Source organism: Cryomorpha ignava (genome assembly GCF_010686655.1).
GTDB classification, from domain to species: Bacteria; Bacteroidota; Bacteroidia; order Flavobacteriales_D; family Cryomorphaceae; genus Cryomorpha; species Cryomorpha ignava.
Map to the genome: position 1 here is coordinate 1 of NZ_JAAGVY010000047.1, position 21,063 is coordinate 21,063.

Annotated in this window: 21 protein-coding genes; 5 read left to right on the forward strand and 16 right to left on the reverse strand. The window is 40.3% G+C overall.

What is annotated here, in order from left to right:
* Positions 1–452: 452 nt before the first annotated feature.
* The 3 genes from G3O08_RS17435 to G3O08_RS17445 all read right to left on the reverse strand — a co-directional run bounded on the left by G3O08_RS17435 (position 453) and on the right by G3O08_RS17445 (position 3,489).
* Positions 453–1,862, reverse strand: a complete 1,410-nt coding sequence (locus G3O08_RS17435) for an MBL fold metallo-hydrolase (RefSeq protein WP_163286742.1) — start codon at positions 1,860–1,862, stop codon at positions 453–455.
* Between the two features lie 116 nt (positions 1,863–1,978).
* Positions 1,979–2,773, reverse strand: coding sequence for a sulfite exporter TauE/SafE family protein (locus G3O08_RS17440; RefSeq protein ID WP_163286743.1), 795 nt, complete (start codon positions 2,771–2,773; stop codon positions 1,979–1,981).
* Positions 2,774–2,835: 62 nt separating this feature from the next.
* Positions 2,836–3,489, reverse strand: coding sequence for a Crp/Fnr family transcriptional regulator (locus G3O08_RS17445; protein WP_163286744.1), 654 nt, complete (start codon positions 3,487–3,489; stop codon positions 2,836–2,838).
* A 453-nt stretch (positions 3,490–3,942) separates the two neighbouring features.
* Between G3O08_RS17445 and G3O08_RS17450 the strand changes: the two genes are divergently transcribed.
* A complete protein-coding gene (locus G3O08_RS17450) occupies positions 3,943–5,424 on the forward strand; it encodes an MltF family protein (RefSeq protein ID WP_317164099.1) in 1,482 nt (493 codons plus the stop codon).
* A 25-nt stretch (positions 5,425–5,449) separates the two neighbouring features.
* Positions 5,450–5,989, forward strand: a complete 540-nt coding sequence (locus tag G3O08_RS17455) for a hypothetical protein (RefSeq protein WP_163286745.1) — start codon at positions 5,450–5,452, stop codon at positions 5,987–5,989.
* Between the two features lie 113 nt (positions 5,990–6,102).
* Here G3O08_RS17455 and G3O08_RS17460 read toward each other — a convergent pair whose 3' ends face one another.
* From G3O08_RS17460 to nadA, 13 genes are all read right to left on the reverse strand, one after another.
* Positions 6,103–6,555, reverse strand: coding sequence for an energy transducer TonB (locus G3O08_RS17460; protein WP_163286746.1), 453 nt, complete (start codon positions 6,553–6,555; stop codon positions 6,103–6,105).
* 262 nt (positions 6,556–6,817) lie between these two features.
* Positions 6,818–7,480: a hypothetical protein gene (locus tag G3O08_RS17465; RefSeq protein ID WP_163286747.1), complete on the reverse strand. Its 663-nt coding sequence runs from the start codon at positions 7,478–7,480 to the stop codon at positions 6,818–6,820.
* A gap of 589 nt (positions 7,481–8,069) precedes the next feature.
* Entirely contained in the window at positions 8,070–8,534 is a 465-nt protein-coding gene (locus tag G3O08_RS17470; RefSeq protein WP_163286748.1) for a PIN domain-containing protein, read from the reverse strand.
* Positions 8,535–8,800: 266 nt separating this feature from the next.
* Entirely contained in the window at positions 8,801–9,853 is a 1,053-nt protein-coding gene (locus tag G3O08_RS17475; protein WP_163286749.1) for a PDDEXK nuclease domain-containing protein, read from the reverse strand.
* A 244-nt stretch (positions 9,854–10,097) separates the two neighbouring features.
* Positions 10,098–10,739 (reverse strand): group II intron maturase-specific domain-containing protein, encoded by a 642-nt coding sequence (locus tag G3O08_RS21570; protein ID WP_262888986.1) that lies wholly within the window; start codon positions 10,737–10,739, stop codon positions 10,098–10,100.
* Entirely contained in the window at positions 10,697–11,149 is a 453-nt protein-coding gene (locus G3O08_RS21300) for a reverse transcriptase domain-containing protein (protein WP_317164101.1), read from the reverse strand. The genes G3O08_RS21570 and G3O08_RS21300 overlap by 43 nt, the downstream gene beginning before the upstream one ends.
* A gap of 67 nt (positions 11,150–11,216) precedes the next feature.
* On the reverse strand, positions 11,217–11,453 hold the full coding sequence (locus G3O08_RS21305) for a hypothetical protein (protein ID WP_239541327.1): 237 nt from the start codon (positions 11,451–11,453) through the stop codon (positions 11,217–11,219).
* Between the two features lie 821 nt (positions 11,454–12,274).
* The gene (locus tag G3O08_RS17485) at positions 12,275–12,679 is read right to left on the reverse strand and encodes a c-type cytochrome (RefSeq protein ID WP_163286750.1); all 405 of its coding nucleotides are present in this window, start codon (positions 12,677–12,679) and stop codon (positions 12,275–12,277) included.
* A gap of 179 nt (positions 12,680–12,858) precedes the next feature.
* Positions 12,859–13,335, reverse strand: a complete 477-nt coding sequence (locus tag G3O08_RS17490) for a hypothetical protein (RefSeq protein WP_163286751.1) — start codon at positions 13,333–13,335, stop codon at positions 12,859–12,861.
* Positions 13,336–13,487: 152 nt separating this feature from the next.
* A complete protein-coding gene (locus G3O08_RS17495) occupies positions 13,488–13,967 on the reverse strand; it encodes a hypothetical protein (protein WP_163286752.1) in 480 nt (159 codons plus the stop codon).
* A 346-nt stretch (positions 13,968–14,313) separates the two neighbouring features.
* Positions 14,314–16,464 carry a Tex family protein gene (locus G3O08_RS17500; protein ID WP_163286753.1) on the reverse strand — a complete coding sequence of 717 codons (2,151 nt, stop codon included), beginning with the start codon at positions 16,462–16,464 and terminating at the stop codon, positions 14,314–14,316.
* Positions 16,465–16,521: 57 nt separating this feature from the next.
* The gene (gene nadB, locus G3O08_RS17505) at positions 16,522–18,087 is read right to left on the reverse strand and encodes an L-aspartate oxidase (protein WP_163286754.1); all 1,566 of its coding nucleotides are present in this window, start codon (positions 18,085–18,087) and stop codon (positions 16,522–16,524) included.
* The gene (nadA, locus tag G3O08_RS17510; RefSeq protein ID WP_163286755.1) at positions 18,087–19,061 is read right to left on the reverse strand and encodes a quinolinate synthase NadA; all 975 of its coding nucleotides are present in this window, start codon (positions 19,059–19,061) and stop codon (positions 18,087–18,089) included. The genes nadB and nadA overlap by 1 nt, the downstream gene beginning before the upstream one ends.
* Before the next feature lie 272 nt (positions 19,062–19,333).
* Between nadA and G3O08_RS17515 the strand changes: the two genes are divergently transcribed.
* The 3 genes from G3O08_RS17515 to G3O08_RS17525 all read left to right on the forward strand — a co-directional run bounded on the left by G3O08_RS17515 (position 19,334) and on the right by G3O08_RS17525 (position 20,940).
* A complete protein-coding gene (locus tag G3O08_RS17515) occupies positions 19,334–19,813 on the forward strand; it encodes a DUF5362 family protein (protein WP_163286756.1) in 480 nt (159 codons plus the stop codon).
* A 101-nt stretch (positions 19,814–19,914) separates the two neighbouring features.
* Complete coding sequence (locus tag G3O08_RS17520) at positions 19,915–20,331, forward strand: hypothetical protein (RefSeq protein ID WP_163286757.1); 417 nt, start codon at positions 19,915–19,917, stop codon at positions 20,329–20,331.
* 12 nt (positions 20,332–20,343) lie between these two features.
* Positions 20,344–20,940, forward strand: coding sequence for a DUF1287 domain-containing protein (locus G3O08_RS17525; RefSeq protein WP_163286758.1), 597 nt, complete (start codon positions 20,344–20,346; stop codon positions 20,938–20,940).
* Positions 20,941–21,063 lie beyond the last annotated feature (123 nt).

The following is a 21,063-nucleotide window of genomic DNA, read 5'->3' on the forward strand; positions in this document are numbered from 1 at the left end:
TGATCATTTTGCCTTGATTTGTTGTTACACCTCAAGTGTCCGTGTCTTTTCTATATCAATCAAGTACATTCTGACTTTTACATCAACAGCCCATTGTAAATAGCCCGCTTAGGTACACGCTAATTCCCTAAAGGGGAGCTGCCGCCGCACGGTCTATGGTTTCATTTGAAACCTTGATTTTCATGACACGAGGACTTCGTAGATAGGTTACTTTAAATGATAAAAATGGTCTCGTGGGTGAAATGAGCGTTGGCGCCCTTCCTGCATCCGACCAGGCTTTTTGCCGAGAAGAATGCACGGGTGCGTGAAGGTGTTGATATACAGCTTTTTGATTGGTATAAAATTTACGAAAATAATTATCAACTACGTTGTATAAAGAGATTAGCTTCCGCAGGGGAAGTTAAGTGCAAAATGGCGCGCTCCCTTTTTATTTCAGATATATCTCTTTTATATTATGCCAACGTACTTGGGCAAACATATGCTGTACAGGTCACTCCGGCTTCCTTAATTCCCGGAAAGCCTGTTTCAACGTTTACTAAATTGTTATATCCGCGTGCTTTAAGAATAGAGCTAGCAATTACTGATCTGTAACCACCTGCACAATAAAGATAGGCGGGTTGATCTTTATCAAATTCGCTCATTTTATCATTGATAAAATCCAGCGGCCTGTTATCAGCATTTTCTACGTGCTCGGCTTGATATTCACCTGGTTTTCTAACGTCAACAATATTAAGTTTTTGATTATTATTTCGTTCTGCAAATGCATGAGCGCGAATACTCTCTAAAGAATCAACTTCTTTACTGGCCTTCTTCCAGCTTTCAAACCCACCTTCCAAAAAGCCTATTGAATTATCGTATCCTACACGTGCCAATCTGGTTACAACTTCCTTCTCGCGTCCTTTATCGGCTACGATCAAAATAGGTTGCGTAATATCGGGAACAAGTGTTCCAACCCAAGGTGCAAACCCGCCGTCTATACCAATAAAAATAGACTTTGGAATAAATCCTTTCACGAAATCATCCTGATGTCTGGTATCCAAAACCAGCGCTCCCGTTTCATTAGCAGCAGCTTCAAATGCTTCTGGCGAAAGCGATCTCAATCCGCGATCTAAAACAGTATTTATACTTTCGTAGCCATTTCTATTCATCATCACATTCTTTGGAAAATATGATGGTGGTGGCGCGAGGCCGGTGATGACTTCTTTTACAAATTCGGTCTTACTCATATCGGCTCTCAAGGCATAATTTGTACGCTTCTCTTCGCCTATGCTCCCAACCGTTTCTTTGCGCATATTTTTCCCGCATGCCGATCCGGCTCCGTGTCCGGGATAGACAATTACATCGTCGGGTAAAACCATGATCTTATTTCGTAAAGAATCGTACAGCGTTTCAGCCAGTTGTGCTTCTGTAAAATTAGATTTTGCAGCCAGGTCAGGACGACCTACATCACCAAGAAACAAAGTATCGCCAGAAAAAACAGCGTATGGCTTTTCGTCTTTATCGAGAAGCAAATACGATACACTTTCCATTGTATGACCGGGTGTATGTAGAACTTTTATTGACACTTCACCAACTTTCAGTACTTCATTGTCTTTTGCAATATGCGCATCAAAACTCGGTGCAGCATTAGGTCCAAAAACGATTGTAGCTCCTGTTTGCTTTGCCAAATCTATATGTCCTGATACAAAATCGGCATGAAAATGCGTCTCTAAAACATATTTGATTTTGGCTCCGTCTCTTCTTGCAGTATCTAAATAAGACTGCACTTCGCGAAGCGGATCAATGACCACTGCTTCTCCCTTACTCTCAATGTAGTAGGCGCCCTGCGCGAGGCAACCTGTATATATTTGTTCTACTTTCATATTTTCTATATTTCTTTGTTTTTCTTTCTTGTTTTGCAGTGCAAAGGTCGCAATCTCGCTTCACATTATAAGTGACTGCTGTTACGTTGCGCAAGACACGGAAATTTGTTTGATATCTAAAACCAAATTTCTTTTAAAAGGATATACAACCCCATAATTAGAACGAACCACCCAAAACTTTTTTTAAGTTTCTCGCCGGGTATTTTTTTCGATAAGAAATTGCCGATAAAGATACCAATTATCGAAATAACGGTAAAGACTAATAGAAACCGCCAATCAATATCGCTTCTAAAAATATCGCCAAGAAAGCCGATTAAGCTATTTGCCGCTATAATAAGCAAAGAGGTTCCAACCGCCCGTTTCATACTAAGTCCCGAAAGAATGACCAGTGCCGGTACGATCATAAAGCCTCCGCCAACACCTACCATTCCGGTAAGAAATCCGATGCCCACACCCTGCAAAAGAACAGATCTCTGAATGATGTTCTGCTCGCCGGGAGCCTTCTCGACCCGTTGTCTACCCTTTACCATAGACATAGAAGCCATAATAAGGATAACGGCAAACAGAAGCATTAGAAAAATACTTTTTGTAACATGAAAAGAGCCAATTTCGAACATCTTGTCGGGAATAGCAGGGATAATAAACTGGCGGGTAAGATATACTGCAATTGAAGCAGGAATTCCGAAACTAAGCGCAGTTTTAAAATCTATTAGCCCCCTTTTCCAATACATTGAAGCACCAACTACCGATGTGGAACCAACCACGAAAAGTGAATAGCCTGTGGCAACAACCGGAGAATAATGCATTAAATAAACCAGAACAGGCACTGTAACGATCGATCCGCCACCGCCCATCAATCCCAGCAAGAGTCCGATAAAAAGTGCAGCTATAAATCCAAAAATTTCGAGCATAAAGGCAAGGGTATATTCTTCGCAAAGTTGGTTATTTCATTCCCCTGAACATGTAACCTAACTCACACCATTAAAAACTTTTCCAGATTAATAATCCGTATCATATTTCGCTCTAGCTCTATGGCTCCGAGCTGCTCAAGTTTTTTCAGCAAGCGTGAAATTACTTCGCGGGCAGAATTCAGATCTTTGGCTATTTCCTGATGCGACACAGGAATTTCATCTCCAAAACCTTCCTGTTTCTGTTTTAAGTAAAAAACCAATCTCTCATCCATTTTCCGGAAGGCAATATGATCTAAAGTCAATAGCAAATCGTCAAAACGCGCTCGATAAGTTCGCACAACAAAGGCATTCCATGCGGGATATTTCTCCATCCATTTGCCAATAAATTCAAATGGAATTGAGATTAATGTCGCATCTGTTTCGGCCACAGCAGAAATTTTACTTTCCTCGTTTTGGAGTGCACACATAATAGAAATGGCGCATGCATTGCCAGATTCGAGGTAGTACAAAAGATATTCTTTGCCCGATTCGTCCTGGCGGTATATTTTAACCCGGCCATCAACGACCAGCATTGTATTTAAGATTTTGTCGCCCGATTTGATTAAAATATCACCGGCGTTAGCTTCTTTTACGGTACCTTCTTCTAAAACTGCCTGTTTGAGTTCATCGCTGAAAAAATCAAAACGGGCATTCACTAAACTTTCGTTGGAAATCATATAAAAGGAATAAGTGGCAAATATAGCAACCTGAGTTTGATTATTTTCTCGGAATAAGCCCGTCTATAAATTTACGTCCTTCGAGCAGCCCACCCCTGAGGGCACCGATTTACACCACCAATAAAATAGCAGATTTTTTCCAGTCAATAATCTATCTGATTCAGATTTTAAAAAGTAAGTGCGTTATAGATTATTTAATTGTGCTGTGGGTGTCGCACTTTCGGCCTAAAGGATATGAATGGTTGGGTTGTGTTAATTTATAGAATTTATATACATCCTTTTAAATCAGTGAAATAGATGCGTGTAAGCCCAACAAACATTCATTTTGTATTTACAATTATTAGTTGACTTAGCAAACTGAGTAAATCTTGATTTTTACGACAGAACACAAAATTTATATTGATGGAAATATTTTTATTACCTTTCAAACCGACCATTTCTTAAATCTCACTCGTGAAATCAGCTAGTAATTTTCTTCTTTGCGTTTTTACTTTGCTCGCCCTATCTATGTGCGGTACACAGGAACAAAATAACGCGGAAGATAATGAAAACCATGTGGTTTTTCACAAAGATCTGGCTACAATTCAGCATCATGGAAAGCTACGCGCGCTGACTACTTACAGCGCCACAAGCTATTTTTTGTACCGGGGTGCGCCCATGGGTTTCGAATATGAACTCCTCGAAAAATTTGCTGATTATCTCGATTTGGAACTGGAAATTGTTGTAACAGACAATATCGACAGCATGTTTAATCAGCTCAATCAAGGCGATGTGGATTTGATTGCACACGGTTTTGCCATTACCGGCGAACGAAAAGAGAATGTTCAGTTTACCGATTATCTCTATCTGGTAAATCAGGTATTGGTGCAGCGCAAGCCTCAAAACTGGCGCAAAATAAGCTGGAGTAAGCTGGAAAGTCAACTCATTAAAGATCCGATTGAGCTTATTGGCGACACCATTTCGGTGCGGCGCAACTCCTCGTATTTTACCCGTATTGAAAATTTAAGCGAAGAGATTGGCGGCAAAATATATATCGATACCCTTCCGGGAAATTTATCGACCGACGAGATCATAAAAATGGTAGCCGATGGAACCATAAAATATACCGTGGCCGACAATAATATTGCCGCAATTAATGCATCATATTATCCCGAATTGGATATTGATGTGCCGATTAGTTTTTCTCAACGCATAGCCTGGGCGGTGCGACCGGGAAGCGAAGAACTTCTTGAAGCCGCTAATAGCTGGATAGCCGGGATGAAGAAAAAGCAAGATTATTATGTAATCTACAACAAATATTTTAAGAATAAACGCAATTTTAGCCGTCGCGTTAAAAGCGACTTTTACAGCCTCAACAAAAACAAAATTAGCCAGTATGACGAATTAATTCAACACTATGCCAATCAAATTGACTGGGACTGGCGCTTACTGGCATCGCTTATTTATCAGGAATCTAAGTTTGAGACCAATGCAGCATCGTGGTCGAGTGCTGCGGGCCTGATGCAAATTATGCCCGAAACGGCAGCCGAACTCGGCGTGGAAGACATTGAAAACCCGGAAGAAAATCTCCGTGGCGGCACCAAATATCTGGATCAACTTGGCCGAAGCTTTTCGCATATTCCCGATTCGATAGATAAACTGAAATTTACAATGGCTGCATTCAACTGCGGAATTGGCCATGTATATGATGCGCAACGCCTGGCGTCAAAGCGCGGCCTTGACTCTTTGGTATGGGACAACAACGTAGAAGAGATGATTCTGGCTCTTAGTTACCCAGCTAATTACAACGACCCGGTGGTGTATTACGGATACGTACGCGGACTCGAGCCTTTTACTTATGTGAGTCAAATTTGGGAGCGTTACGGACATTACCGGCAGTTTATTAAAGAAGATGAATCGGTGGTTGCCGAACTTTTGGATGCGGAAAATGAGTAGATTCAACTTTTTAAAACCAAGTGATATGATTTTCAAGACACTCCGCATGTTCCTTCTCGCTGTCTTAGCATCTTCTTGTACATTTATTGTATTTAACGAACCCATGCCTACGGGCGCAACTCCTTTAGACCGTGTTCCTGAAAGCCTTCGCGGCAATTATATTTATGAGATTGAGTCAATGACCTCAAAAGTGGAGATTGGAGAAAATTATTTTATTAGCGACAGTCTTCCTGAATATCTTTCTGATTCACTTATACTTAAGCCTTTCGGCGAAAAATATGTTTTAAGCAAAAAGATTATCGATCCGAAAATTGAAGCAGATGGAAAATGGTTATGCTATATTTTATCGCCCGCGAAAGGAGGCAATCTAAATGTAGAAGTATTTTGCGTTGCCGATACCACCTATGAAGAGAAGTTGATTGCCAAATACGGCGGCAAACAAATGAAAGCACCTAAAGAACTTGGTGAGCCATTCCTATTTCTCGATACGGATTTAAAGCAATTTAAAAAGCTTAGTAAAGATAAAAAGGTACGGATTCCGGTTGTGCTTAGGCCTGTGGAGTGATTCATTCTTCTCTAAATATTCCTTTTAAATCAAGAACTAAATTATCTTGGTAGCCATTGTCTGTCATGCAATGTTTCGAAACCACATCGCTATCACTCACAATTCTAATGTTTCTACTGCAGTGTAAAATTAATCTTGACCTGCTCAAAAGACGGAACAATTTTGCCGTTTTTTATAGCCGGTATAAATTGCGGTGCCATGCGCAAAACACGCTCAACTTCTTGAGAAAGTAGCAAATCAGGAGACTGAACAAAGTAAATTTCGCCCAACGATCCATCACCCAAAATCTCAAATTGGGCGATTACGGAACCTGAAATCCCAATTAATCGCGCGTCATCAGGAAACTCAATATGAAGGTTTATAAACTGCTGAAGACTCTTGTACTTTGGAGATTTACTAAAGGTGGCCCGCCTGTCACTTTTCTCAAGGTTTTCAGCTTTCTCTAAGTGATAATCATATTCGGTCAGGGAAAGGTTGTTCAGATAATTTTCTGATATTTCCTGAGAAAAGCAATAAGACGTAAATACAATTCCAATGGCGAGGAGAAATAATTTTTTAGTTTTCATGAGATTTGGTTAGCAATCTATTAATGATTTCGTTAGAGTGCTAAATTACTCCCGGATTAAACATTTTCCCTCACCCAAAAGGATGATTTTATGGGAATGGATAATGATTTTCTTTTATTTCTAAATTCATGGCAATCTGTATTGTCTCACGTTTACAGTTTGACACAAACTAATCCACCACCCCAATCATCTGAAACATCCAAAATTTTAATTTCCATCTATGGAATGTTAGAGAAAACTTTTGCATTTAATACAAACGCTATCACTCAACCCTTCTCTCTAAACCGGGATATAGACTATCCTGTCCGAGCACTTTTGGACCCGGATGTTTCGAAAGAACTTCGCAATCTCTGACAACGATTTTAGAAAAGTGCCATCCCAAAGGCTTGTCGCGCGTACCTTCCGAGAAAATGTACTGAACGGTAAAAGTTCCTTTAAGGTGAAATCCTTCTAAGGGTTGATTGGTTTTAAACTCACCATAGGCAGTGGTTTCAAAAATCTTACCCGCTAGCTTTGAGCCACCTTTTTCAAGTTGCTCTATCTGCATAAGCGAAACCACATCAAAATTGTGAATAGATTCAAAACAAGGTAGCGAGGTAGTACCAAACCGAAAGTCCATAAATATATCTTTCAGCTCTTCGATGGAGGGATTTGGCGGATTTGTAATAAGCGAATCAACGTAGTAGGCTTTTTCCTCTATGGTCATTTTTGAGTACCGATCATTGGGTGCTCCATTTCCGGTAACACCGTAATAAATTAAAGCGCCCACTCCGAACAGTGCACCGAGAGCCAAAAAGGATACAGCGGTAATCATAAACCCTTTCGCAAAAACTTTACGGATTGGTGCACGCCGTGGCGTAAAAATTTGGCCAACAACAAAGGCTATTAACAGAAAAATGGCAATTCCACCGAATAAAAAACGCATTGATTTTTAAATTTACCGCAAGGTAGTGGAAATTAGCTTCAAGTGACAAGCTCTAAGCCGCAAGCTTTTTTAGTCGCGAGCCAATAAAAGGGTCACGGGTCGCAAGTCGCTAGTCTCGAGGTTTTGCTTATTAAGCTTACGGCACGATAATATTCATTCATATACCCTAGAAATCTTTACATAGCAAGATTATTGAACTAACAGAACTTGAAAATATCATCAAACTAAATCCCTGCACGTACACCCTCTCGCGACTCGTGACTCACTGGTGTCCGGTTAAAATTCTTTTTAATGATTTCAGTTTCTGCTGGTAGCGTTGATGTGTATGAGCCGTTGCGTGTCTCCCACACGAGCCATTAAAAGTACAAAACTCCGCTGGAAAATCCCCACAAATTTCCAGATAGGCACGAACCCAGCAATGGCTTATACACGGTTTCAGGCACTGGGCTTTATCCGCTTTTTGTTTTTATTCTGTTCAAAATATTTGACAATTTCCTCTGGACTTAAATTCATTATGTCCTTTGAAATTTTGTCCCTTTGTTCGCGCATAAATTTTACGGCATCAAAGGTTTTTTTCGTGTTTTTTTCTTTAGTCTTCATAAGTCATTAATTCTCTTGGTGAACGAATATCGATTGGTTTATAGCCTTCCGCAATATTTACGGAATTATATCCTACGATTCTTACTACGTTTACAATATGTCTAAAATTCCAGCTTATTAAAATGTTCGCATTATGTATTGTTGCCAAAGCAATGTGCAGACAATCTGCATATGATGTTGGACCAACGACTCCTTCGTCAATATATTTTTTGGCCAAATTGGCTGATTCAATATCCGATTTTACATAAACAGTCGAATCTTTAGGAAGCAATTCAATGGTCGCTCTTATTCGGTCAGGCGCATTTTCCAATTCCTGTTCCGTAACATTTGAGTAAATTATTTCAAATTCAGATTTTTTAACCCGCTCAAATAAAGGTTCCGTATATTCTTGAAACTCTTCGTCGTGCAATCCGCCGAAAATTGAAGTGTCCAAATAAATCCGTTGTTTTTTCATTTCCTAAATTTACGAAATTCAGCGAGAAGTTAAATTGTAGACGGATTTTTTTTTGCCTAGTGCCTAACGGCAATATAAGCGTAGTGGGGCACTTCGAAGTACATCCTTTCAATATACCGTAAAGTTTGTTGCTTGGTAAAGTTTGTTACTTGAAAGATATTCATTTTTTAGACGTGAAGCCCGCATTACGTTTATAAAATGTTCTCTGCTGGCTTTCTTTTGTACTGATTGTCAATTTATTGTTCTTGTTAATTCAAAATTTAGCGTTAGCTATTTTGTTCGGCTATTATTAACTTCAACTCTTCTTTGCTCGGTAAGACAGTTTGGTATTTGCTTGCAAAAATCTGCTCGTTGTTTTCAGGTAAAGTATATTCTACAACAGATTCCCTCTTGTTCTGGCAAAGTACGATTCCGATTGTGTTGTTTTCATCTTCCAATCTTATCTCTCGGTCATAATAGTTCACATACATTTGCATCTGTCCAAGGTCTTGGTGCTTCAGCTCTCCAATTTTCAGGTCTATCATCACGAAGCATTTTAAAATTCGATTGTAGAACACTAAATCTATTCTAAAATGTGTGTCGTCCAGAGAAATTCTCTTTTGTCTCGCAACAAACATAAATCCGTTGCCAAGTTCGAGCAAGAAGTGCTCAAGTTTGTCGATAATCTTTTCCTCTAAATGACTTTCCGAATATTCCGAACGCTCCGGAAGACCTAAAAACTCTAAAATATATGGATCTTTTATGGCGTCTTTTGGTTTTTCGAGAATAAGTCCTTTTTCTGAAAGTTCCTTTACCTTTTCTTTGTTTCTGCTTAAGACAAGCCTTGTGTATAATGCCGAATCATATTGGCGTTCGAGTTCTCTAACGCTCCAATTGTTTTTTAGGGATTCTATCTCATAGAATTTGCGTTCATTCTCATTATCAATTCGCATAAGTTTTAGATAATGCGACCAGCTTAATACAAATTCATGTTGTTTCAATTCCGCAGACGGTGTCTGCGATTTTTGATTTTCAGATTTCGACAACGGTGTTGACGATTTTCCATAAATCTGGTAAAATGACCTCATACGTTCAAGATTTTTTACCGAAAAACCTTTACCAAACTCTCTAGTCAGAACCTCTGATAGCCCTTTTAGAAGCTCTTTACCATATTCTGCTCTGTCTTTGCCGCCTTGTTCTTCTTCAACCAACATTTTCCCAATTTCACAGTAGGTCAAAACCATAGTTTGGTTGACTGTTTGCACTACCTTATTTCTTGCAGACTGCAATAAATCCACAATTTGGGAATAGAGTTTTTTATTTGAGGGTTTGTGTGCCATAAGTATTTCGTAAAAGCATATTTGCCATAAGTATAGTTTTTTTTCTCCAAAAAAACATTAGGAACAATAGCTCTTTTGCTTTAGTGTCTGGGCTTTGATAAAATGTTAAGTTTGCCGTTTGAGCGGCTCGTACTTCCGCTTGCAGAGAACGGCAATAATCGAGTAGGCAAAGGGAATTTCACCCTAAGCCTCTCACAGAACCGTACGTGATAGTCTCCCATCATACGGCTCCTGTTGTACAAATCTAAGCTACTACATTTATTTCAGAAAATTGCCAATGGTAAAACAATGTTGGAAATTGCTTCCTCATTGTTGTCAACCATTTATAGGCTCTTTTAATGCTATTTTTGTAGCGTTCATACCTTCTCCGTGCCCACCGAACTAACCGCGCACTAAGCATTCGGAAGACTCTTGTGAGTTCATACATTTTAAATTTGCCATAGTAGTGTACCCACCCTCTAATTATTGGATTGAGGTATTGGGCAACCCCTACAATACTTTTAAAACTTAACGTGTTCACATTCAGTTCTTCCAGCTTATCGGCAATTCGTTTTCTTGAACTAATACTGATGGCACAGTCAAAACCTAAAAACATCTTTCCATTTTTCTTTGAAATTGTGCTTCTTAGCTGAAAGGAATAACCCAAGAAGTCAAATTTGACAGCCTGGTGTTTTGCCTTTCTGCGATAGTCTCTGCAATTACTTGCTTCGCTGCGTGAGATCGCTTTCGCTAAGTTGACGATTTTTGTCTTGTCTGGATGTAACTCCAAGCCTACAGATCCCATCCTCTGATGTGTTTGTTTCAATATTAGCTCTGCGTGAGCTTTGCTCTTACAATGTATGATCACATCGTAGGCATAACGTGCAAATCGTACATCTTTATCCATGTTTTCAACCATTTGTCAAAAGCATAATGTAGAAATAGGTTTGCCAATAGAGGGCTAATAACGCCCCCTTGCGGTGTTCCTTTTCCTTGCTTTATGACCAGATGTCCGGATTTTGTAAGAACGGGTGCTTCCAACCATCGATTGATGTAAAGAACGACCCAGTTTTCGGGTACGTGTTTCTTTACAGCCAGCATCAGTTTGTGGTGATCTATATTGTCGAAGAATCCTTTGATATCAAGGTCAATTACCCAATCTTGTTTCCAACAGTTTTCTCGAACCGATTGCAATGCCTGATGGGCATTTTTATTGGGTCGATAGCCGTAGGAATTGGGACTGAATAATGCCTCTAATCTGGTTTCTATAAACATTTTGACAACCGTTTGTCCCACCCTGTCGCTTATGGTAGGCACACCCAATTTACGGATACTTCCGTCCTTCTTGGGTATCTATTCGCGACATGTTGTTTTTTATTGGTGCTCATGAAAGCGCTTCGCTAAGTTCCACTTCTTTGACTGGTGGGGGAAAATAACTCCCCGATGCCATTCGATTCCAGAGTTTGTACAGGTGTTTACTGCGGTCTGCATCAAATTCTTGCATGCTTACCTCATCTACTCCTGCACCCCCTTGGTTGGAACGCACTTTTTGATAAGCCTCCCAAACCATTTGGCGGCTAATCGGTATTGATTTTGTTTCATTCCATAAATTCATCCTCATTCTTATGAGTTGGTCAATAAAATGTAACGGTACAACCCAAGCCCTTTGCTCCATTTCCATTTACTCATGTCATATCTATTTGTTTTTGGTATTCGTGAAAGCTTCGCAGTTCAGAAACTTCACAGCTACTACGGCTTGGTCTGCCGCTGCATACACTATCGGTATTTTGCCTCTAAGTTGTTCTTATTGCGCATTTCCCTTGGCATTTGTATGCAGCTTCCCAAGTTCCATAAATAAGCCCGAATAAAGTTCTTGCCATCTGAACCGGAACGAAGTGGAGCTCATGACCACCGCCTAAAAAAATATGTCTATACGGGAATAATGACGCCAGCCTTACAGAAAATAAATAGGCACTCTCTGTAATTAATGTTATCGCTAACATTACTTTTCGCTCCGTAGCTTACTTCGTAGCTTTTGACTGGAGGTACGCATTTCTCCGCCTGCCCCGTATTTTCGGGGACACCTCATCAATGGTTCACTTTTCCCGAATCAAGTTCGGGACAGGCTGTTCAACTCCTTTATTCATACCTGCCGACCTCATGGATCGGATTCTCCCAAACGCTCAATACCATCCCGCCCAGGCGGGACAGCACCTTTGGGTGGTTTAGAGCCATCGCCTATACAACGACTCTGATGGACCTACCATCATCTTATTTACAGCATGCAGCCATTTTATTGCCGTGGCTGCTTCTTGGCACACTAAGCGTAGTGCGGGATTTCGAAGCACATACTTCCAACTTATCGTAAAGTTCATTACTTGTAAAGTATTCATATTTAGACGATAGCCCTGCATTACGCTTATATAATGTTGTGAGCATTTGTTATTTCACCCAACTTTTCCTTAGTGAATCCGTTTCTAAGTCTTCTGTGGTTTTCGTTTTCAGACCAATTAAGAAATTCCAAATGAGGCTTAATTCTTCGTCAGTCAACTTAACAGGTGGGTGAACACCATAAAACGGTAGATAGTGGTCTAACATTAATCTGGTATACTCATCTTTATCAGTTCGATTATAAGAAATTGGATCTTTCGTGAAGTCTACGAACCAGTCGAAACTCTTATAATCAGAAATAAAGGTAATTGGCGGACCAATCATTTGTACGGCATAATTGTGACATGTACCACATTGTCCGTCGAATAGATTCTTCCCATCTTGAGCTGCTGCGACATTCCAAAAGAAATTGGTCATTACGAAACAAACTATGAATAGTGTTAGGTTATTTTTCATTTCTCATTTTTTATTTCTTAACCATCATCTCTAATTGCTCACAACGGCATGTATTAGCGTAGTGCGGGATTTCGAAGCACAGACTTTCAATAAACCGTAATGTTTGTTGCTTGAAAGATATTCATTTTTAGACGTTCAGCCCGCATTACGTTAATATAATGTTGTGCTTATTTCTTTATTCATACTGTGTTGTGTTTTCTTAAGAATATCATGGCAAGTAGTACTATAGAAGACCATCGCGCAATACCGATTCCCATATGCATCCATCCGTAGAATTCAAGATAACCACTAATGTCTTCGTTTTGTAAATAAGAAAAATATTCAGCGAATAGGCCTGATAATTTGTGCGTCAATGGATTTAGTACAATCGCTAAAATTGTCAAGATTAGAAATTGCTTTTTTGGAAACTCTGTTAAGAGTATCCCACTTGTTGAAGAAGTGTTTTTAATTTTCTTTAAAAGGAAAAGTATTGTCGTCAAATAAAGTGCAATAGTCACAACAGGTAAAAGGTAATTTAAAATCGAATAGGATATTCCAATACTAATGGTTCCAAAGTACACTAATTGAGTTAAGAAAAATAGAACTGAATCAACTGCCTGAACAAACACGAAACCGTAGATTATCCAAAGTATCAGCAATGTCTTTTCTCTATTCATTATTTTTCAATTAAGCACAACGTCTTGGCGCTACAAGATGTTTGGGATTAAAGATGCGTATTTTTTCCATTATGCACAAGTTTTCCAAGTACAAAACCATCTTTAAATTCAGCCTAAAACCCAAATATCTTGTAACGGCTGTTAGTGGCTGGCTATCTTATTATAGTTGTTTTCGTCACTTTTACATCTTCAACTTTTCCACCATCTAATAACAATTTATTTATTGCATTAATCTCCGCGCTTCTTCCGCCAATTTGAATTATAGTATTTTTAGAAGGTTTATTTTCAAAATACTCTTTAACAATCTCAATTATTATTTGAAAAGATAAAGTTTCATCATATCTTTTTGACACTTCCTTTTTATTAGGGAGTATTTCATTATATTCTTCATTCCAATTTGCTGTTTTTATCCAAAGTTGTGCAAAAGCTATTGGTAAAAAAATATAAATTTCGTTTGATTCAAATTCGTTAATTGCTTTTTGAGAAATTATACCATAAAATTCATCATCATTAATTTCAGAATTTACTTCATCAATTTTCTTAATTATTTCTTTCACACAAGATGGGAAAGAAGTTGAAAGTAAATTCTTCTCATTGCTTTTTTTTTGCCAAATTGTTTTAAAAAGTTTCATTTAAGTACGATTTTTCTTTAGCTTGCCACTAACATCCGTATAAACCACACTCACCAATACCCGATGTGGTACATATTCATTATGTCGGTAAGTCCGGTTCGGATTTCTCAAATGTACTTTTTTCAATCAAAATATCCAATAGTTCTGTCGCAGTCACAGCATACCGCCGCTCGTAAGAAGTGTCGCAAATGTGGCGAAGCAGGTGTCAATGATTGATCAAAGCACCTTCAAATTACAAGATTATTGAAATAATATGTCTTAAAAATATCAAGAAAGTAATCCCTGAACGTAAACCCACTCGCGACTTGAGACTAGAGACACGAGACTAGAGACTAGAGACTAGAGATTACATTTTAAGTGAAAGCTGAATCCGCTTACGTGCCACATCCACGCTCACCACTTTCACTTGTACTTGCTGGTTGAGTTTTACGATTTCATTCGGGTCGCTAACAAACCGGTCGGCCATTTCGCTTACGTGAATTAAGCCGTCCTGCTTTACGCCCACATCTACAAAAGCACCAAAACCTGCAATATTGGTTACAATGCCGGGAACGATCATTCCTTCTTTCAAATCTTCTACCTTGCGTAAACTCGGATCGAAGCTGAACATTTTGGCTTTTCCGCGCGGGTCACGACCTATTTTGCCAAGTGATTCCACAATATTTTTTAAGGTTGGCAATCCCGTTTCACCGGTTACGTATCGGTTTAGATCAATAGCCTCAAAAGCAGATCGGGCTCCTACCAAATCATCAATCGACTTTTTTAAATCTTTTGCCATTTTGCGCACCACACCATAACTTTCGGGGTGAACCGCAGAATTATCGAGTGGGTTTTTTGCGTCTGATATGCGCAGAAATCCTGCGGATTGCTCAAAGGCTTTTGGCCCCAGACCTTTAACTTTTTTCAGCGCTTCGCGACTTTCAAAAACGCCGTTTTCATTTCGGTATTCCACAATGTTTTCGGCCAGTTTTGGTCCCAGACCAGATACATAACTCAATAAATGTACGCTGGCCGTATTGAGCTCCACTCCCACCTGATTTACAACACTTATCACCGTTTGGTCAAGCGATTCCTTCAACTTATTTTGATCTACATCGTGCTGATACTGACCAACCCCAATACTTTTCGGATCAATCTTTACCAGCTCTGCCAACGGATCTAAAAGTCGGCGACCAATGCTCACCGCACCGCGCACCGTTACATCATAATCGGGAAATTCCTTGCGCGCCACACTCGATGCAGAATAAACCGAAGCGCCGGCTTCATTAACCATATAAACCTCAACATTATCGCGAAAACGCACTCGCTGACGGATGAAATCTTCAGTCTCCCGACCGGCTGTTCCATTTCCAATCGCAACGGCTTCCAGCTTATAACTCTCTACGAGCTGCCCCACTTTTGCAGCGGCTTGGCTGGTTTCGCGCTGCGGAGGATGCGGATAAATCGTTTCATTGTGAAGCAATTGTCCCTGCGCATCGAGGCAAACAGTTTTGCATCCACTTTTAAATCCGGGATCTATTGCGAGGGTGCGCTTTTGACCAACCGGCGGAGTGAGCAAAAGCTGACGCAGATTTTCGGCAAAAACGCTTATCGCCTGTTCATCTGCTTTTTCTTTGCTTTCTGACTTAAATTCCGTTTCGATTGAGGGTTTTAAAAGGCGCTTGTAAGCATCTTTTACCGCCAGCTCAACTTGTTGACCGGTTTGATTTCCACTCTTTACAAAAATCCGATCCAAGTCTTTCAGCGCCTCTTCTTCAGGTGGAGAAATAGCTACACGCAAAAAACCTTCGCTCTCTGCGCGGCGAATTGCTAAAAGCCGATGGCTGGGAATGCGCTGCAGCGGTTCTGAAAACTCAAAATAATCTCGGTACTTCTCGGCTTCGGTTTCTTTTCCTTTTACGAGCTTTGCTGTTATGGCTGCCTTTCGGCGAAAGAGGCGGCGCACCGTTTCGCGGGCACGTTGGCGCTCACTAACCCATTCTGACATGATGTGGCGGGCACCTTCCAGAGCTTCATCAACATTCGAAATATTGCCTTTTACAAACCGTTTTGCCAGTTGTTCAACATTTCCCGATTCCTGCTTCATGATGGCACCGGCAAGTGGTTCTAATCCATTTTCTCGCGCCACAGATGCTTTGGTTTTACGCTTTGGCTTGAATGGCAAATAGAGATCTTCAAGTTCGGTAAGCGACCAGGAGTTGACAATTTGTTTCTTGAGCTCATCGGTCATTAATCCTTGGTCTGAAATGCTTTCCAGGATAAAAGCTCGTCGCTTTTCCAGCTCAAGTAGGATGGCATTTTCTTTTTGGATGGCAGCGATTTCCACTTCATCGAGGCCACCTGTGCGCTCTTGCCGATACCTGGCGATGAAAGGAATAGTTGCACCTTCGGCAAAAAGTGCCAAAGTACTGGCGACTTGTTTTTCGCTAATATTCAGATTTTTGGAAATTCTTGCATTTCGACTACGCTCAATGACCAAATTCGTGGTTTCCGCCATGCTTTAAATTTTCTGCAAAGTTATGGTTTGCTGGCAAACCACGACACGAAATCCAAATCAGGCGAGGATCTTAACTTTATCAAATTCTATTTTAAAGAAGGTACCCTTGTTTGTATTTCTTTCCAAAGATGCATCGACAATCATTGTGGCTATAACTATTAAGTTACGCAATTCAATAAGCGGTAGCGAAAAGCCAACTGTTTCAATTGCTTTTTCAACCTTGATTTCCAAAGATTTGATCTTCACTTTGGCCGCTTGCAAGGTTTTATCCATTCGGTTTATCCCGGCATTTTCGTCCATTATATTCTGAACTTGCTTCCGCCAATGGGCAATCCGCTTTTCCGATTCAACATTCGCGGAAGCGTACTTAAACCATTCTAAAGATTCATGAATATAAGATGGTTTGAGGGCAATTTCAATTGCTTTCAAATAACTTCTGTGCGCAAAAACTACAGCTTCTAAAAGAGAATTTGAGGCCAGCCTATTGCCGCCGTGCAAGCCTGTATGCGCGCATTCGCCACAAGCCATAAGTCCCGAAATAGAAGTTTGTCCGTGCACATCTACATCAATTCCTCCACAGAGATAATGCGCCGCCGGCGCTACGGGAATTAGATCACGCGAAACATCTATTCCCTCCGATTTGAGCCGTGCAGCAATATTTGGAAAATGGTTTTCAAATTCCACTTTATCTAAATGGCGGCAGTCGAGATAGACGCAATCGCTGCCGGTATTCTTAATTTCGGTATAGATTGCTCGTGATACAATATCGCGAGAAGCTAGCTCCAGGCGACTGTCGTAATTTACCATAAAACGTTCACCATTCGCATTTACCAAATACGCTCCAGAGCCTCGCACCGCTTCAGAAATCAGGAACGAAGGCGAGCTTGATCCATGCTTTAAAGCGGTGGGATGAAACTGGATGAACTCCATTCCCTGAATTTTTGCTCCTACTCGATTTGCCATAGCAATTCCATCGCCGGTGGCGATTACAGAATTGGTAGTAGTGCCGTAAACCTGGCCTACACCGCCAGTAGCGAGCATAGATACTGAAGATCTAAAAACCTCTGCTGTACCGGTTTCTGTATTCAAAATTAGCGCGCCACTACATTTACTTTCCACTGTTTGCGAATCCTTTTCCAAGAGCAAATCTATAGCCAGATGGCTGGAAAAAAGCTGAATATTGGACTGCCTGTGAATTTGAATAAGTAAGTTTTTCTCAATTTCAAAACCGGTAATATCGTTGTGGTGCAATATTCGATTTTGGGAATGGCCACCTTCGAGACCAAGGTGAAAATCGCCTTTTCCATTTTTATCAAACCGTACGCCCCAGTCTATCAATTCCCGAAGTCGGGCAGAGCCTTCAGTAACTACAATCTCAACCACATTTCTATCACAAAGGCCATCGCCAGCTTTGAGCGTATCGTCAATATGCTTTTGATAGGAATCTAGGATGGTGTCGAGCACCACAGCTATTCCGCCTTGCGCATATTTTGTATTCGACTCATTTTCATTGGCTTTGGTAACAATACACACTTTTGAATGCGGCTTGTGCTGGGCAACTTTTAGGGCAAATGTGAGCCCGGCGATTCCCGAGCCGATTACCAGATAATCGAAGTTTTGCATCACGATAGGTTGAGCATACGCTCAATAGGTATAATGGCTTTCTCTCTAATCTCGTCAGACACGTGAATCTCGGGCGTTTCATTTTTGAGGCACAGGTAAAGCTTCTCCATGGTGTTCATTTTCATGAAAGCACATTCGCTGCAAGCGCAGGTATTATCTTCTTTAGCAGGAGCTGGAATCAATACCTTTTCGGGAACTTCCTGCTGCATTTTATAGAGAATACCAGCTTCGGTGGCTACAATAAACTCCTTACCCGAATCGGTTTTTACGTGATTAATCATTCCAGTAGTTGAGCCGATATACGAAGCGATTTTTAATATTTCGGGATTCGATTCGGGGTGGGCAATAAACTGCGCTTGTGGATATTTCTGGTGCAATTTCAAGATTTTATCAATTGCAAAAGCCTCGTGCACAATACATACACCATCCCACAAAAGCATTTCGCGACCGGTTTTATGCATAATGTAGGCACCGAGATTCTTGTCGGGCGCGAAAATAATCGGTGTACCAAGTGGAACGGATGCTACCACTTTTTCGGCATTTGAAGAGGTGCAAACGATATCGCTCATCGCCTTAATTTCAGCTGAGCAGTTTACGTAAGTAATTACAGTGTGACCAGGATGCTTGTCGATAAATTCCCTGAACAAATCTGGGGGGCACGACTCTGCCAAAGAGCAGGATGCGTTGAGATCTGGTAAGAGAACACGTTTTTTTGGATTGATGATTTTTGCAGTTTCGGCCATAAAGTGAACCCCGGCAAAAACAATTATATCGGCATCGGTCGAAGCTGCCTGCTGCGATAATCCAAGGCTGTCGCCAACAAAATCGGCTATTTCCTGAATGGCAGGTTCCTGGTAGTAATGGGCGAGGATAATCGCGTTTTTTTCTTTCTTTAAACGCAGAATTTCTTCCGCGAGGTTAGTCTTCGAAAATGTGTTAAGCGATTTTGCACGCTCCTTTATTAATGTGGTCATTAAATTATTTGAAACCCGCGCGCAACCCGCACTTGAGAACTAAATAGGCCGCGCAGAGATCTCTGTTCGCTACCTTCTATCTTAAAATCGACGCAAAGATAGACGTTTTATTGATTTGAAATCAAGGTCCAACTTAAAATAATTTGCCGTTCTAAATGCCTGACAAATCAACTTACACATATGTTTTGTTTTAAACCGTTAACGTAATTTTCTTTACCATAAAATGCAATATTCTTATTTTTTAACTATAATTGGTAAAAATTTAAAAAGATATGGAGTCTACTCACGATGTACTGGACAATTCTGGTGCTGTAAGTCAAGAACTTACCCTTAGCCCAAATGCAATTTCATTTTTGCACGAAACAAGAAAATGGGTCAACTTTATGGCCATTCTCGGTTTTATCGGAATAGGTTTAATGGTCATTTTCGGCCTATTTGCTGGAACTATATTTGGTGCTATGGCTAGCGAAATGGGAACTCCGGCAGCTGGTTTTTCTGGATTCTTTGGTATCTTTTATATTTTCGTTGCCCTGCTCTATTTCTTCCCGGTTATGTATTTGTATAAATTTGGATCAAAGCTAAAAATTGCACTTAACAGTCACGATAACGGCGCTTTAGAAGGTGCTTTTGAAAATTTGAAATCACATTATAAGTTTGTGGGAATTTTGATGATTATCGTTATGTCTTTTTACGTTTTAGCTGCTATTTTTATGGCAATTGCAGGCTTTTCGGCGATGAGTGCTTTTGGATAGAATGACTGCAATGAAGCTTTAGGCCAAGCGCTGCAATATTTAGTTGTGAAGAAAAGTTTTCGCGTTGTTATTGAATTATTTTATCTTTTCAACATGCATCTATGAAAATTCTCCTTCTTTTAGTTCTCGTTTGCACAAGTACAATTGGCTGGAGCCAAAACAAAGACACATTGTCTGAAACCAAACCAGATAAAGTTGTAAGCAGGCATTCAGAAAACAAAAATATTGGTCTTTCACATCTCACAACCGATATTATCACCTTTTCGCAATTGGCAGAAAGCCATGAGCTAACAATTGAAAATATGCCCGAATGGGAGATTATTTCTTACGACCTTACCTATTTTATTCCCGATGGAAATAGTGTAATAATATATGTGGGCAGTGGAGACAAAATTCCCGATACCCTGACTCAAGAAATCATCGCCTCGGGTTCGAATAGAATTTTGTTTGAGAATATCATCATTTCCCGAAAGGGAGAATCGGACACGGCCGGGTTTCGCAATTTTTATCTGAATTAGCGTTTGGTCTTTATGGCAATTTCCATAAAAAACGCTTTTCTTGCGTTAGCACTGCTATTTTCCATTACTGCTTTCGGACAAGAAATAGAGGTTAAAAATTTGTCTGATGCGGCTCTTGAGCTTACTGCTCAACGAGTTACTTATGATCCTGCTTATTATTCCATGGCTTATCCAAACGGAGATGTGCCCGCTAACAAGGGCGTGTGTACCGATGTTGTAATCAGGGCTTACCGCAAATTGGGAATTGATCTCCAAAAGGAGGTTCATGAAGATATGAAATCCAATTTTGCGATTTACCCGAATAATTGGGGATTAAAATCGACCGATAAAAATATTGATCACCGGAGAGTCCCTAATTTGATGAAATTCTTTGAGCGAAAAGGCACGGTGAAAACGATGTCGCAAAATGCGGATGACTATAAGCCCGGTGATATTATTTGCTGGAATCTTCCCGGAGGTATGACGCATATCGGAATTGTGGTGGATGAAAAATCGGCTGATAATAAACGGTATTTGATTGTCCACAATATCGGTGCCGGCCAGGTTTTGGCAGATTGTTTGTTTGATTTTGAGATTATTGGGCATTATCGGTATCTGGCGGGGATTTAGGTTTTGAGAGGCAAAGTATTGGAGAGGCAAGGATTGGAGACGCTGTGCATTAGAGACGCAAAGCATTGCGTCTTTACCGCAGCAGTAATCGATCATCTGCGTCTATTGGGCAGCAGCGGTGGT

Coding starts and splice junctions, on each gene's coding strand:
- G3O08_RS17465 (WP_163286747.1), bottom strand. CDS start 7,480: ATGCGTTTTTTATTCGGTGGAATTGCCATTTTTCTGTTAATAGCCTTT.
- G3O08_RS17460 (WP_163286746.1), bottom strand. CDS start 6,555: ATGAAAACTAAAAAATTATTTCTCCTCGCCATTGGAATTGTATTTACG.
- G3O08_RS17475 (WP_163286749.1), bottom strand. CDS start 9,853: ATGGCACACAAACCCTCAAATAAAAAACTCTATTCCCAAATTGTGGAT.
- G3O08_RS17500 (WP_163286753.1), bottom strand. CDS start 16,464: ATGGCGGAAACCACGAATTTGGTCATTGAGCGTAGTCGAAATGCAAGA.
- nadA (WP_163286755.1), bottom strand. CDS start 19,061: ATGACCACATTAATAAAGGAGCGTGCAAAATCGCTTAACACATTTTCG.
- G3O08_RS17435 (WP_163286742.1), bottom strand. CDS start 1,862: ATGAAAGTAGAACAAATATATACAGGTTGCCTCGCGCAGGGCGCCTAC.
- G3O08_RS17520 (WP_163286757.1), top strand. CDS start 19,915: ATGAAAATTCTCCTTCTTTTAGTTCTCGTTTGCACAAGTACAATTGGC.
- G3O08_RS17515 (WP_163286756.1), top strand. CDS start 19,334: ATGGAGTCTACTCACGATGTACTGGACAATTCTGGTGCTGTAAGTCAA.
- G3O08_RS17490 (WP_163286751.1), bottom strand. CDS start 13,335: ATGAATAGAGAAAAGACATTGCTGATACTTTGGATAATCTACGGTTTC.
- G3O08_RS21570 (WP_262888986.1), bottom strand. CDS start 10,739: ATGGATAAAGATGTACGATTTGCACGTTATGCCTACGATGTGATCATA.
- G3O08_RS17470 (WP_163286748.1), bottom strand. CDS start 8,534: ATGAAAAAACAACGGATTTATTTGGACACTTCAATTTTCGGCGGATTG.
- G3O08_RS17495 (WP_163286752.1), bottom strand. CDS start 13,967: ATGAAACTTTTTAAAACAATTTGGCAAAAAAAAAGCAATGAGAAGAAT.
- nadB (WP_163286754.1), bottom strand. CDS start 18,087: ATGCAAAACTTCGATTATCTGGTAATCGGCTCGGGAATCGCCGGGCTC.
- G3O08_RS17445 (WP_163286744.1), bottom strand. CDS start 3,489: ATGATTTCCAACGAAAGTTTAGTGAATGCCCGTTTTGATTTTTTCAGC.
- G3O08_RS17440 (WP_163286743.1), bottom strand. CDS start 2,773: ATGCTCGAAATTTTTGGATTTATAGCTGCACTTTTTATCGGACTCTTG.
- G3O08_RS17525 (WP_163286758.1), top strand. CDS start 20,344: ATGGCAATTTCCATAAAAAACGCTTTTCTTGCGTTAGCACTGCTATTT.
- G3O08_RS21305 (WP_239541327.1), bottom strand. CDS start 11,453: ATGAGGATGAATTTATGGAATGAAACAAAATCAATACCGATTAGCCGC.
- G3O08_RS17485 (WP_163286750.1), bottom strand. CDS start 12,679: ATGAAAAATAACCTAACACTATTCATAGTTTGTTTCGTAATGACCAAT.
- G3O08_RS17455 (WP_163286745.1), top strand. CDS start 5,450: ATGATTTTCAAGACACTCCGCATGTTCCTTCTCGCTGTCTTAGCATCT.